The sequence below is a fragment of the Taibaiella sp. KBW10 genome, assembly GCF_003852495.1.
In the GTDB taxonomy this organism is placed as follows: Bacteria; Bacteroidota; Bacteroidia; order Chitinophagales; family Chitinophagaceae; genus Edaphocola.
Window position 1 is genome coordinate 92,112 of sequence record NZ_QAJI01000002.1, and the last position, 14,474, is coordinate 106,585.

Below are 14,474 nucleotides of genomic sequence, written 5' to 3' on the forward strand. Positions count from 1 at the left end.
ATAATTTATTTCACCCGGCCCTATCCTAAAAGAGGGTGCAATATATGCTACCCTCTTTTAAAATACTAACCTTTTCCCATTCGTCTTTTAAATCTGGCTAAGATTGTATTGGAATCACTTAAGGCATTAACCTTATCTTCTCCATAACCATAACCGTAGCCATAACCATAACCATAACCATAACCCTGAGAGTTGGTTACATTGGCATCATTCATAGCCACAACCAGATTGTTGAACTTTTTATGGATAACAATATCTTTAATAATATTTACTTGCTCTTTATAAGTATAATTGTAGCGTACTATATAGATGGTCGTATCAATAAAATCATTCAGGTTAAAGGCATCTGCCACTTGACCGATCGGCGACGAATCTAACAGTACATAATCAAATTCCTGCTTCAGCATACTCATCATTTGCTTCAATTTCGGGCTCAACATCAGCTCTGAAGGATTAGGCGGAATCGGACCTGCCCCCATTACATACAGATTTTTGGAGCCTTTTACGGGGTGGATGATCTCTCCTAAAGTAATCGAATCATCAATCAGGTAATTGGTAATACCATACTGTGATTTCATCCCGATACCGCTTAACATTTTAGGCCTGCGGATATCAAATTCCAGTAAAATTACTTTTTTTCCGGTTAAGGCTAAGCTGGCTCCGAGATTGGTCGTAAAAGAGGTCTTACCTTCACCGCTCATACTAGAGGTGACTAATATGATTTTATGGTCTTCGCTTTTATGTAAAAATCGAAGGTTCGTACGCACTAATCGGAATAATTCAGATACCGCATCTCTGCTGCCTTCTTTGACAATCAGCATTTGCTGGTTATCATGATGGCTGATCTCTCCAATAATGGGTACATCAACAACCGATTTTACATCATTAACGCTAGTAATTTTATTATTCAGGATTTCTTTTAGAAACACAATACCTAATGGTATTAATAATCCGAGTAAAAACCCTGCAGCATAAACTCCTTTTTTATTGGGGCTTACCGGATTCGTATTCGTTGCTGCAGCATCCACTATTTTGGAATTAGGTGCCGTAGCCGCCGCAAGAATTAAGGTTTCTTCCTGTTTCTGTAGTAAATAGCCATAAATAGCTGATTTAATTCCCTGTTCTCTTTTAATGCTCAATAACTGTCTTTCAATATTCGGAGAGGCTTTTACTTTGCTTTCAAAAGTATTGGTATTCTGATTCAGGTTATTCCGGGTGATTTCCAATCCTTTTTTTACATTATTAATATTTTCATTAATGTTTGATTTTAAACTGGTAATTTCCGCATCTAAATTTTTAACCTGAATACTCGTTGGTTCAACCGTATTTAGTAATTGCTTCCGTTGGTTTTGCAGATCATTATATTTAGCAGTTAGCCCACTTAAGGTAGGGTCGTTAATCCCCATACTTGTGGGCACAAGGTTATTTTTATCTTTAGAAGACATATAACTCTTCAAAGAATTTAATATATTGAGCTGTATATTATATTGTTCCGTTTGCTTAGCATAGTCAGTAGCCTGACCCATATAAACACTGGCATTATTGTCTTCAACCAAAGAATATTGGCTTTTATAATTGGCCACATCTCGCTCCACGTCTCCCAGTTCTGAAACCAACAGGCGTAACCTGCCATCAATAAAGGTAATTGTATTGTCATTTTCGACATTCTTATCTTTAATGACTTCAACAGAGTACACCTCCATTAGCTTATTGATGATATCGACCGATCTTTGAGGAAGGGCATCCACCATCGACAAAACTAACACATTCGTATTATCCAAAGGATTAACAGAAAGGGTTGAACTGTATTGCGAGGCAACAATGGTCGGATCGGAGAATATGATCTCATAAGTACCATTGTCTAATTTCATTTTATTATTGAGATTAAACACACCGGCTCCCGTTTTAAAAGGAACGCCAAAGGTGGCCAGGTATTTTTTCTCATTTTCAATCCAATAGAAACTCGAAACATTTTTTATTTCCAGTGTTACCGATTGGCCGTATTGCATTTTATTGTAATCACTAACCACTAAGTTAAAGGGGAATTCGGCTTTATAAAGCTCCATTTTCTTTACTTTTCCCTCTACAAAGTAGCTTACATTTAATTGTAATTCCTCGATTACACGTTGCATAATAGAGCGGCTCTTGATGTACATGATCTCACTTTGGAGATCAACACCTGATCCAGGACCCGCAGCCCCCATTATTGACGACAACTTTGCTTCCTTGTTGTCCTGTTTTACCATTAGGGTTGCCGAAGAGACATATTGCTTTGTTGCATATCGTAAATAGATAAAAGACAGTGCTAAAGCCGCGATTATGCATATCAGAAACCATGGCCAGTACCTTAGGATCTTAAAAAGCCAGTCCTTAAGATTAATATTAGGAATAACATTGCCTATCTTATTGCCTGAAGTCGTATTATCATTTATTAATGGTTCCATTCTATTAGTTTTTCAGGTATCTGATGGTTGAAAATAAGCCTAAAATAGTGGCTACGGAAGATAGGGTTAAGGACGAAATAGTAATGGCGTCCGGAATTCCTTTCGTTTGTCTTTGTTTGCGCCTAGTCGCTTCTACGATAATCACATCGTTCTGTTGCAGATAATAGAAAGGTGAGGACATGGTGACTACATCATTCATATTTAATCTGATCATTTCCCGTTTATCTCCGTTTTCTCTAATCAGCAATACATTATCTTTTCTACCGGTAGCCGTAATATCACCTGCTTTACCCAAAGCCTCTAAAATCGTCGTCTTACGCGCCGATATGTTGATGATACCCGGAGCACCCACCTCTCCCAAAACGGAAACCTGAGCATTTAATAGGCGTACATTTACAATAGGATTTTTAACCTGAGTACTGATTTTTTGTGTAATTAAATCCTGCGCTTCCTCCAATGTTTTATTAGCCAAGCTTATTTTACCGAGTACGGGAAAATTGATATCTCCGTTTTTGTCCACTTTATACCCTTCATTAAGCGCATTCTCACTTTGTGCCCCGGTCAGTACACCCGCATTGAATAAGGTATTGGATTCGGCATTAAGCGTGCTTACTTTCACAGAAAGAACATCGTCTACTTTTATCCTTTGCTCCGTTTTATTCTCAACTTGTTTTACCGTGTAAGTACTATCCGGTAAATTATTGAAATAAGTTAAGGCTTTCTTGTTCTTAGGACTACAAGAAAAAAGGCTAAAGGCAAGAAAAACAGGTATATATGATTTTAATTTCATAACAGGATTTTGCGCGAAGTTAATGTTAAAATATGATTTTATAAATTTGCAATCCTTTAAATAAAATGCCGTTAACATTTAAACAAAAACATTTAGCACTTATCAATGATAGGTCTATCAACCCAAAATCATATTATTTCATACAATAATATCTATTTTTTCTCATATTGTGCCTGATATATTTGCTCTATCATATGTACAACCTCCAGACCATCATAAACGGTTGTCGTTATAGCGGCATTATGGTTCAATACATCAATCACATTTTGTATGACAAAAGCATGGTTTGCGGCAGACCCCTTGTAAAACCCATAATCATTTCCGGGAAGGGTTGGTGGCAGCTCGGGCATTACATAATCCTTAATATGGCAATAACTCACTTTGTCCATATATTGCCCCCCGATCTTCACACTCCCCTTTTCTGCAATTATAGTTAACGAGCTCTCTAAATTCTTATCCCAAACAGCTGTTGAAAAATTAATATTTCCCGCTCCTCCTTGCACTAATTCAAATAATACATGACCACTATCTTCAAATTCTGTAAGGTTTTGATGATTGAAATCGTATAGCCTTGTATCAATATTTTTTATTTGTCCAAATACCCAATATAGGATGTCTATAAAATGAGAAAATTGGGTAAATAATGTACCTCCATCTAATTGTTTGCTACCATGCCAGCCTTCCGGAGTGTAATATCGTTCGTCTCTGTTCCAGTAGCAATTCATCTGCAGCATATGGATCTGCCCTAATTTACCTGATTCAACCAACTCTTTTAGCCATACAGAAGGCGGGGAGTAGCGATTTTGCATCACGACAAACACTTTGCGCTCTACCTTTTCTGCAAGATCAATAATTTGCTGTGCTTCCCGGGTAGACAAGGCCAAAGGTTTTTCGATCACTACATTTTTGCAATCTTCTAATACCGACAATGCCAATGTTGCATGCAAGCCATTAGGCACGGCAATATTGGCCACGTCAAAATCAATTCCGGCCTGCTTCAGTTCCTCGTAGGAATTAAAGAAAGGAGCATCGTATTGATCAATATAAAGCTCATTCCTGTCTTTAATATCCACCAGCGCCACCAATTCGGCTTCGGGATTATTCAAAATCATTGCCGCATGCCTTTTTCCGATATGCCCGCAACCGATGACTATAAATTTTATTTTATGACTCAATTCTAATTACTTCATTATTGATTAAAGAATATTGTTCCTTGCTTTCAGTACATACCGCAAGCTGGTCTTCATCAAAAACCAGACGGTGTCCGTAGGCACTGATCCAGCCTATTTGTTTTGCAGGATTTCCAACCACCAGTGCATAGGCTTTGACCGCCTTAGAGACGACTGCTCCTGCACCAATAAATGCATAAGCGCCAATATCATTGCCGCAAATAATGGTTGCATTAGCCCCTATAGAAGCTCCTTTACCTATTCTTGTTTGTAAATATTGTTCTTTACGGTTAATGGCACTTCTCGGATTGATCACATTGGTAAATACAACAGAAGGCCCCACAAAGACATCATCAGCACAGGTCACCCCTTCATATATAGATACATTGTTCTGTACTTTTACATTATTACCCAGCACAACCTTATCGCCCACAAAACAATTTTGCCCGATGTTACAACCTTCTCCTAAAACAGCAGAAGACATCAGGTGGCTAAAATGCCAAATGCGGGTGCCTTTTCCTATCGTGGCCCCCGCATCTACTACAGCTGTTTCATGTACATAATAATCGATATGTATACTCATGTATATTTTATTATTTTACCAATCGCTCCAAATATACCCCATAACCACTTTTCTTCAATGGAGCAGCAACCTCCAGCAATTGTTCTTTGGAAATAAAGCCCATCCGGTAAGCTACTTCTTCGGGACACCCCACTTTTAGACCCTGACGGTTCTCCAAAATCTGTACGAACTGACTGGCTTCCATCATGGAGTCAAAAGTTCCTGTATCTAACCAGGCGGTGCCGCGATTAAGTACGCTTACTTTTAATCGTCCTTGCTCCAGGTATATTTTGTTGATATCCGTTATCTCATACTCTCCTCTTTCAGAAGGTGCTAAGTTTTTTGCAATTTCCACTACATCATTATCGTAAAAATACAGTCCGGGAACGGCATAATTAGATTTCGGATTGGCCGGTTTCTCTTCGATGGACAAGGCATTAAAATCCTCATCGAATTCTACCACGCCATAACGCTCCGGATCATGTACCTGGTAAGCATATACCACGCCACCTTCTACTTCCGTATTACTTTGTAGCAAAGTGCCCATACCGGAGCCATAAAAGATATTATCTCCAAGTACTAAGGCGACTTTATCTGCTCCGATGAATGACTCCCCTAATACAAATGCCTGAGCCAAACCATTGGGAACTTCCTGAATCACATATTCAAAATTACAGCCCCATTGTGCGCCATCTCCTAATAATCTTTTAAATCCTGCCTGGTCTTCAGGTGTGGTAATAATCAGAATATCTTTAATCCCAGCCATCATCAATACCGATAAAGGGTAGTAGATCATAGGTTTATCATAGATGGGCATCAGTTGTTTACTAATACCTCTTGTAATGGGATACAATCTGGTTCCGGATCCACCGGCGAGTACAATACCCTTCATGATTTGATATTTAAAATATTTTTAATCTAAAAATGGTAAAATGAGGTCTTTTTCAGACAGCAACATTTTATCTTGTGGAATTTTCCAATCAATATTTAAGGCAGGGTCGTTATAGCGTATCCCTCCCTCGGCACTTTTATTATAAAAATTATCGCATTTATAGGCAAAAACAGCGGTTTCGCTTAATACAGAAAAACCGTGTGCAAACCCTCTCGGTACATATAACTGGTTATTATCTTCTGCATTCAGCTCCACAGCTACCCATTGTTTATAGGTTTCTGAATCGGGACGAAGATCGACCGCGACATCCAACACCACACCACTTATTACGCGTACCAATTTTGCCTGTGCAGCACCCCCCGTTTGTAAATGTAATCCACGAACAGTACCATATTCAGAGAAAGACTGGTTATCCTGCACAAATCGGCCCGATGCACCCGTCAATTCAGTAAATTTTTCTTCATTAAAACTTTCGAAAAAATAACCTCTCGAATCCTTGAAAACCTGTGGGGATAAGATAAAACATCCTTTAAGTTTCGTTTCCTGTGCTGTCATATCTTTAATTGTACTGATTTTCGTAATATTTCTGATAAGCACCACTGGTTACATTATTCAGCCATTCTTCGTTTTCCAAATACCAATCTACCGTTTTTTCCAAACCTTCTTCAAATTGCAAACTTGGTAACCATCCCAGCTCTTCTTTCAAAGTAGTAGCATCAATGGCATAACGTAAATCATGTCCTGCCCTGTCTGTAACAAAAGTAATCAGCGCTGCCGATGTGCCTTCTGCTCTATTCAGTTTTTTATCCATGATTTTGCATAATAAATGGATCAGATCAATATTGGTCCACTCATTATGCCCACCGATGTTATAGGTTTTACCGGTCTTCGCTTTATGAAAAATATCATCGATTGCCCTAGCATGATCTTCTACCCAAAGCCAATCTCTTACATTCTCCCCTTTACCGTATACCGGTATCGGCTTCATATTTTTTATGTTATTGATAGATAATGGAATCAGTTTTTCCGGGAAGTGATGCGATCCATAATTATTCGAACAATTGGAGATCACACAGTCCATTCCATAAGTATCATGATAAGCCCTTACAAAGTGGTCAGAACTCGCTTTAGAGGCCGAATAAGGACTATGCGGGTCGTAGGCAGTTGTTTCGGTAAACATCCCTTCTGCACCCAGCGCACCATACACCTCATCGGTAGATACATGATAGAAACGGTGTGTATCATAAGCACCTTTCCAGGCATGACGTGCCGCATTCAATAAGGTAACTGTACCCACTACATTGGTCATTACAAACTCCACAGGGTTTGCAATACTGCGGTCTACATGGCTTTCTGCTGCTAAGTGAATAACCGCATCAGGCGTATATTTTTGAAATAATGCATCGACAAAAGCGACATCACAGATATCTCCTTTTTCAAAGATATAATTCGGTGCTTTTTCGATATCGGTCAGGTTGGCTAAATTACCGGCATAGGTAAGTTTATCCAGGTTAATAATTTTATATTGAGGATAGTTATTTACAAATCTTCTTACCACATGAGAGCCAATGAATCCGGCACCTCCGGTAATGATAATCGTTTTATTTGTGGACATGGGTATAGGATTAATGGTGAGCAGGTTCATGCAGAATATCTAATAATTCCGTTGCGGACGTTTCAATTCTGTTAACCCCTCTGTTGATTAAGGCATTTAAATAATTATAGGCAACGAAAGACACCAAACCGATAATCAAACCGGCAGCGGAAGTAACCAGTTTGGTATAAATACCGCCTGCTACGCTATTGATTGAAAAGGCAGGATCATGTTGAATGTTATAGAACATAATGATCATCCCTACGATCGTTCCCAAAAAACCAAAAATAGGTGCAATACCGGCAATAGTAGACAGGATACCTACGTTTTTCTCCATCGCATATACTTCCAGTTTTCCGGAGTTTTCCATGGATTTTTCGATATGGTCAATCGGTTTGCCGATGCGGCTAATTCCTTTGGAAACAACGCGCGGAACAGCACCTTCATAGTTTTTACAAAGGGATTGTGCGCCACTTAAATTTCCTTCGGTAATTTTTTCTTTTACCCGCTGCATGAAGTCTGCAGGAGCACTCATCGCTTTTCTAATGGCTAAAAAACGTTCAAAAAATATATAAATAGAGATCAGACTACAGATTAAAAGCGGAATCATCAATACACCGCCTTCTTTTAGCAAATACCATAAGGACAATTGTTCTTGTGTGGCGGGCTTTACAAGGGGCACTGCAGCTGCTTGCACTGTATCTGCAACTACTTGTAGTAAAATTGGGCTGAAGTTCATGCTATCAATTTAAGGTCAAAGACAAAAGTAAAAAAAATGGGCAAAAATGTAAAACTTTCGCCCATACTAAATGTTATAAGAGTGTAATACTATACGATCTCTACCAATTCAATATCAAATACCAGGTCTTTACCCGCTAAAACGTGGTTGGCATCTAATACAACAGATTCCTCTTTTACTTCCGCAATAATAACCGGGAATACATTTCCTTGATTATCGCTTAAGTGCATTTGCATTCCTACCTGAGGTTCTGCATCCTGAGGAAATTCTGTTTTTGGAAATTCTACAAGGTTTTCCGGACTTGCAGGACCGTAAGCTTCCTCAACAGGAATATTTACTGTTTTTTTGTCTCCAACCTGCATATCGATCAATGCGTTATCAAATCCTTTGATCACTTGACCTTCTCCAACTACAAATTGCAGTGGTTCACGTCCTTCTGAGCTATCAAAAGTTGTGCCATCAGTTAATTTTCCATGATAATGCACTTTTACGGTATCGCCTGCTTTTACTTGTGCCATAATTTACTATTATATTGATTTTTAAAAATTGGATGCAATATATCTTTTAATTATATACTGACAAACTTAATTCCCCCGAAATATTAGTTAATTTATTGTTTTAGATGCTTAATGTACGATTTTGTAGCAATGGTGTATTTTCTTATTTCTAAAGTCTTCCGGAATCGTTTTATCGGTAATTTCTGCGATACTACTCACTTTAAGCCGGGTAAAATCAGGGGTAAAATTCCTGAAGTTATTAGAAAAATAAACCACGCCTCCCTTGGCAACATGCTGTAACAACAGGTGCAACATTGTGGCATGGTCTCTTTGCGTATCCCATGTACCCTTCATGCGTTTGCTATTGCTAAAGCTGGGCGGATCTACAATAACGAGGTCATATAATGTTTCGGGCGCTTTCTTTAAAAAGTCCATTACATCACTCTGTATAAAGTCACCCTCCTGCACTGCAAAACCATTTAGCTCGAAGTTTTCTTTAGCCCAGTTCAAATAGGTATTAGAAAGATCTACGGTGGTGACGGATTTGGCTTTTGCCGCAGCCGCATATACAGAGAATGATCCGGTATACGCAAATAAATTCAATACTTTTTTGCCTTCCGATTCCGCCTGAAACAATTGCCTTAAGGGACGATGATCTAAAAACAAACCCGTATCCAGGTAGTCGGTCAGATTGACCCAAAATTTCAGGCCACTTTCCTGTACCACGATTTTCTTGCTTGCTACCGCTACTTTTTCATATTGCTCTACCCTTCTGGAAAGGATTTTCCGCTCTTTCAGGAAAATAGATTCCCCGGGTACCGCCAATTGCTCCGCTACGGTACTGACCGCATCGATAAGCCACTGTTCATGCTCTTCTTCCGTCATTTTATAACGATGTACATATTCGGAAATATGTACACAATCTTCATAGCGGTCTACACAAAAAGGAAACTCAGGGATATCATGATCGTAAATACGAAAACAACTGATTCCCTGCCGTTTAGCCCATTTCAATAAATGCTTTTTATTTTTTTGCAATCGATTCGCAAACGCTTCCATCAATGCAACTATTTATCTAAAAACATGGTGAACGAATCGCCGCGCAAACCAATACGCATGGCTTCCAAAGGAATAACTTCATTAGGGGCAATATTTCCCAGGTTTACATTACAACCTAATAATTTAAGGAAATAGACCTGTTGCGCCTTCTGTGGTGCTTCCCACAAAATCTTTTCTGCCGGTATTTTTGTTAAAATTTCCTGCACCAAACCTTCTCTCACCTCTCCTGAACCTCTGTAAATACCAATATTTCCGGCTTCTCTAGCTTCTGCGATGACACAGGAAGAACCAGCAGTAAGCTCTGCATCCATTTGCTCGATCCATTTATATGGAGGCATTACATTAGACGCATCTTTACTTCCTACTTCAGAATATACGGTAAACCCTTCGGCTGCTAAGCGGGAGATATAAGCACACTTTTCTTCATGGGGAATGGAAATAGAGCCATCAGAAACTTCTACATATTGTACTCCGTAATCTTTAAGCGATTTGATATAATCATCCAACTGATTTCTTACCAAAAAGGCTTCAAACAAAGTACCGCCGAAGTATACAGGAATATCCTGATCACTATAAACCTTTAATTTTTCTTTCAGATTGGGAGTGACGACAGCCGTTCCAAATCCCAGTTTCACGACATCTATATGCGGTTTCGCAATAGAAAGAAAATTATGTACTTCCGGAATACTAAGGCCTTTATCCATAACCATCGTAATCCCATTTACTCTGGGTGCTGTGGTTCTTTCCGGAAGTTGGGTTAAATTAAAATTAATCATTCGTTGTTGTTTATTCGTGCAAAAATACACATCTTTTACAAAAGCATATTAAACACTAGATAGTTTTATGATTTTCCCTTCTGTATACATATATTAAAACACTACTTTTGTGCCATGTTAGATAGATCCATTGCTCCGGCGATCCATGATGCCGTAAGTTTCACATTTGAGTTACCAGCCTGTCAAAAAACCGTATGTCTGAACCAGATTCCTATATATTGGCTCCAGGCAGGCACGCAAGAAGTGGTAGAAGTCTCTTGGGTGTTTAAAGCGGGCATATGGGCAGAATCTCAAACAGCTGTCGCGCAGGCTACTGCTGCATTATTAAAAAATGGTACGGCACACAAATCGGCTTACAGGCTCAACGAAGCTATCGAATATTACGGTGCCTCCCTTAAAGTAACGGCGAATAATGATTTTTCGACGGTTACCCTGCACGCCCTCAGCAAACATTTACCCCTCTTGCTTCCGGTCATTAAAGAGATTATTGCAGAAGCAATTTTCCCCGAAGAAGAGGTGAATATATACAAACAAAATGCTTTGCAAAGATTGTCGGTAAACCTTCGCCAGTGCGACTTTGTGGCCAACAGGCATATTGATGCTTTTGTATTCGGCAGGCAACATCCCTATGGTAAGTTTACCGAACAACCAGACATAGAAGCGTTGTCTTCTTCGGTGTTGAATGATTTTCATAAAAAACATTATTCCGCAGGGAATTGTACCATTTTCGTATCCGGCAATTTTGAGGAATCCAACCTGAACCTGGTGATGGATCATTTCGGAAAAGACAGCTGGAATGATACTCAAGCGACAACTTCCATTATTGGCTATGATAAACAACCGAACGAGGTTTTAAAGCATCGCATCAATAATGATCCCAACGGGGTGCAGGGTGCCGTGCGCATGGCCCGTCCGTTTTTAATGCGTACTGACCCCATCTTTGCCGAAACATTAGTGCTGAATACGGTATTCGGAGGATATTTCGGATCCAGACTTATGGCTAATATCCGGGAGGAAAAAGGATTTACCTATGGCATTTACAGCAGCCTGATTAGTTATCAGTATGAGGGCATGATGATGATTGCCACGGAAGCCGGGAAAGATGTCTGCGAACAGACGGTAGCGGAAATACACAAGGAAATGAAACTGCTACAAGACAGCCCTATTGATGCAGAAGAACTGATGCTGGTCAAAAATTATTTATTAGGCAGTATCTTGGGCGATCTTGATGGCCCATTTTCCATCATGCAACGTTGGAAAAACCTTATCCTAAACAACCAAACGGAAGCAGATTTCCACAGAAGCATTGCTGTGTATAAAAATATTACCGCAGAACGATTACAGGAACTCGCACAGCAATACCTGAATCCGGAGGCATTTTATGAGTTGATTGTGGTGTAAGATCATGAAGGGTGATAATAATCCGGCAAGTATTCTGGGATAAAATTATTTTGGAAAAAAGGAACTCTTTTTTTGTTTTATTTAATTGATTTTATCTTATATTTGCAGCCCGTTGCCCGAGTGGCGAAATTGGTAGACGCACTGTGTTCAGGTCGCAGCGTTCGCAAGGATGTGCTGGTTCGAATCCAGTCTCGGGCACCGAAGGTGATGAGCAAATGCTCATCACCTTTATTTTTTAACTATCGACAAATCCAGTGAGGTATCCCTACCATACTTGCCCCCCTCTTAAAACAGCTATAATTGGTCTCCCAAATCGCAAATATTCCGCAACGTAATAACCATTAACGAAACAATTACGTATTTCCTTAATATATCTGTTCAAGTATTACTACACTTTCATTTAGCAGTTGTGTATTGACCTACTTTCGCCCCGAAATTCACCCAATACATAACAATCATGAAACAACGTAATTTTTTATCGGGGCTAAAAAAATCCCTGATCCTATCTGGCCTTATGGCCTTAACGATGGGATTGGCTGAAGAGGCACAAGCCCAAACAACGATCAGCGGTACTGTATTCAGAGATGATAACCGAAATACCGTAATCAACGCTGGCGAAAACTTTGCCGGTCTGCCCGTTCAACTATATATCTATCTGGTTAATCCCTCGAACCTTATTATTGACTCTGCTTATGTGGCGGCAAACGGGACTTATACTGTTGATGCGGTAAATAGTAGCGGATTTACCCTGCATCTTTCAACGTTGCAATATGCAATCAGTACCAATATTACCAGTACACCCATCGACCATACAGCACCAACCGGTTATGTAACCACCGGTGAGAATATCAGCAACTCCGGTTTCGGTGATGCCAATCCAAATGGCATTATCCAGGGCAACGTGGGTACAACACCCCTAGCAAACAGGAATTTCGGTATCGCTTGTAAACGTGCCGGTAGTAGCGAGACCTTTGATCTCTGCGCCAATGATACCTCTATATTACCCTTATCAGCTTACCAATCCCTACCCGCCGATGCCGGAGGGGCATGGACATACCAATCGGGATCAGGTTTTACGCTTAACGCTGCGGCAGGAACCGCACAGCTGACCAGCACCGCCGTCAACAGTGTTTTTCGCTACGATATAGTGGGCACAGGAGGATGTGCCAATAGTTCCAGCACACAAACATTCGTCATTCGCCCGATACCGGTTAATACCCGAAGCCTGAGCATTTGTGCCGGCGATTCTGTATGTATCGTACATCCGGACATGGGTGCTAAAACAATCAATGCCAGTGAAAAGGTTTGCTATACCTCCAGCGGTACCTATTCAGACACATTAATTGGTGCATCACAATATGCCTGTGATAGTATCGTAGTCACGACATTGACCGTAACCCCCTGTGGCAGCCTGGAGATCAGCGGAAGCCTGTTTAACGACGGTAACAGCAATACGATTATCAATGCCGGAGAAAATTTTACCACATTACCCGCACCCTTGTATGTGTACCTCGTCAACAGCAATAATATCATAGTTGATTCTTCCCGTGTAGCTGCTAACGGAAGTTATATCCTGCAGGCATCCTCTAACCAGACCTATACGGTTAAGCTTTCTACACAGCAATACCCTCTGGGTACCAAAGTACAGACCACACCAATCAATACAACACCGCCAGCAGGCTGGAGCACTACCGGCGAGAATGGCAATAATAATGCAGGCAGCGGAGATGGAACGCCAGATGGTTCCCTGACTGTAGTTATGGGCACAAGCAGTGTAAACAACAAAAATTTTGGCATTGCCACCTCCACGCCATTACCCGTTAACCTGCTTTATTTCAAAGCCGCTAAAGTTAATACAAGCGTGCAGTTGAACTGGTCGACGATAAGCGAGCGCAGCAATAAAGGTTTCAATATAGAAAGAAGCAACGACGGAAACAGCTGGAGTCCGATTGGATTTGTAAATACTAAAGCAGAAAATGGCAACAGTAATGCAAACCTCGACTACAATTTCATGGATAAGGATGTGGAAGTCGGTAAAAGTTTCTACCGGTTAAAACAACTGGATCAGAATGGCAACTTCCACTACAGCAGTGTTGTACTGATTACCTTAGACAAAGAGCATTCCGTATCTGTTTATCCAAACCCTGCTTCCGATGAACTGGTTGTAGCCGGACTTGCGGAAAGTGCTGTGATCAACATCATTAATACCCTGGGCCAGGAACTGTATACAAGGACAGTTACACCAAATGAGCCTCAGGTGCGCATGAATATTTCAGCTTTATCCAATGGGGTATACTATATCGTTGTTATCCATAAAAACAAAAAGGTAATCACACGCCAGATGTTCATCAAACAGTAATCTATACCTTTTAATAGCTCATTTTTATATCTCCAGAGAGGCTGTCCCATTCGAGACAGCCTCTCTGGCATTTTAAGTATTCCATGTTGAAATACAAGTAAAAATACTAAATTGAAATTCCGGTACTTTATACGCTTGATGTCCTTTTACGAAAGCAAAAGATACTTTAACCCCGATGAAGAATACAAAAGG

13 protein-coding genes and 1 tRNA gene are annotated in these 14,474 nt (G+C 40.1%); 3 read left to right on the top strand and 11 right to left on the bottom strand.

Annotation, left to right across the window (positions count from 1 at the left end):
• Positions 1-65: 65 nt before the first annotated feature.
• The 11 genes from DBR32_RS03800 to DBR32_RS03850 form a co-directional block, all read right to left on the bottom strand.
• On the bottom strand, positions 66-2,444 hold the full coding sequence (locus tag DBR32_RS03800) for a polysaccharide biosynthesis tyrosine autokinase (RefSeq protein ID WP_124634978.1): 2,379 nt from the start codon (positions 2,442-2,444) through the stop codon (positions 66-68).
• 4 nt (positions 2,445-2,448) lie between these two features.
• Complete coding sequence (locus DBR32_RS03805; protein WP_158605901.1) at positions 2,449-3,234, bottom strand: polysaccharide biosynthesis/export family protein; 786 nt, start codon at positions 3,232-3,234, stop codon at positions 2,449-2,451.
• Between the two features lie 152 nt (positions 3,235-3,386).
• Positions 3,387-4,409, bottom strand: coding sequence for a Gfo/Idh/MocA family protein (locus DBR32_RS03810; protein ID WP_124634980.1), 1,023 nt, complete (start codon positions 4,407-4,409; stop codon positions 3,387-3,389).
• Positions 4,399-4,986: an acyltransferase gene (locus DBR32_RS03815; RefSeq protein WP_124634981.1), complete on the bottom strand. Its 588-nt coding sequence runs from the start codon at positions 4,984-4,986 to the stop codon at positions 4,399-4,401. Before DBR32_RS03815 ends, DBR32_RS03810 begins: the two co-directional genes overlap by 11 nt.
• A gap of 10 nt (positions 4,987-4,996) precedes the next feature.
• The gene (gene rfbA / locus DBR32_RS03820; protein WP_124634982.1) at positions 4,997-5,857 is read right to left on the bottom strand and encodes a glucose-1-phosphate thymidylyltransferase RfbA; all 861 of its coding nucleotides are present in this window, start codon (positions 5,855-5,857) and stop codon (positions 4,997-4,999) included.
• Positions 5,858-5,878: 21 nt separating this feature from the next.
• A complete protein-coding gene (rfbC, locus tag DBR32_RS03825) occupies positions 5,879-6,412 on the bottom strand; it encodes a dTDP-4-dehydrorhamnose 3,5-epimerase (protein ID WP_124634983.1) in 534 nt (177 codons plus the stop codon).
• 4 nt (positions 6,413-6,416) lie between these two features.
• Entirely contained in the window at positions 6,417-7,472 is a 1,056-nt protein-coding gene (rfbB, locus tag DBR32_RS03830) for a dTDP-glucose 4,6-dehydratase (protein WP_124634984.1), read from the bottom strand.
• Positions 7,473-7,482: 10 nt separating this feature from the next.
• On the bottom strand, positions 7,483-8,190 hold the full coding sequence (locus DBR32_RS03835; RefSeq protein WP_124634985.1) for a MotA/TolQ/ExbB proton channel family protein: 708 nt from the start codon (positions 8,188-8,190) through the stop codon (positions 7,483-7,485).
• 89 nt (positions 8,191-8,279) lie between these two features.
• Positions 8,280-8,708, bottom strand: a complete 429-nt coding sequence (locus DBR32_RS03840) for a peptidylprolyl isomerase (RefSeq protein ID WP_124634986.1) — start codon at positions 8,706-8,708, stop codon at positions 8,280-8,282.
• 108 nt (positions 8,709-8,816) lie between these two features.
• Complete coding sequence (locus DBR32_RS03845) at positions 8,817-9,746, bottom strand: class I SAM-dependent methyltransferase (RefSeq protein ID WP_124634987.1); 930 nt, start codon at positions 9,744-9,746, stop codon at positions 8,817-8,819.
• A gap of 8 nt (positions 9,747-9,754) precedes the next feature.
• Positions 9,755-10,522 (bottom strand): phosphosulfolactate synthase, encoded by a 768-nt coding sequence (locus tag DBR32_RS03850; protein ID WP_370453694.1) that lies wholly within the window; start codon positions 10,520-10,522, stop codon positions 9,755-9,757.
• 114 nt (positions 10,523-10,636) lie between these two features.
• Here DBR32_RS03850 and DBR32_RS03855 point away from each other — a divergent pair, with 114 nt between their 5' ends.
• The 3 genes from DBR32_RS03855 to DBR32_RS03865 all read left to right on the top strand — a co-directional run bounded on the left by DBR32_RS03855 (position 10,637) and on the right by DBR32_RS03865 (position 14,282).
• Positions 10,637-11,923: a pitrilysin family protein gene (locus DBR32_RS03855; protein ID WP_124634988.1), complete on the top strand. Its 1,287-nt coding sequence runs from the start codon at positions 10,637-10,639 to the stop codon at positions 11,921-11,923.
• 114 nt (positions 11,924-12,037) lie between these two features.
• A tRNA-Leu gene (locus DBR32_RS03860) sits at positions 12,038-12,121 on the top strand.
• Between the two features lie 259 nt (positions 12,122-12,380).
• Positions 12,381-14,282, top strand: a complete 1,902-nt coding sequence (locus DBR32_RS03865; RefSeq protein WP_124634989.1) for a T9SS type A sorting domain-containing protein — start codon at positions 12,381-12,383, stop codon at positions 14,280-14,282.
• The last annotated feature ends 192 nt before the right edge of the window (positions 14,283-14,474 follow it).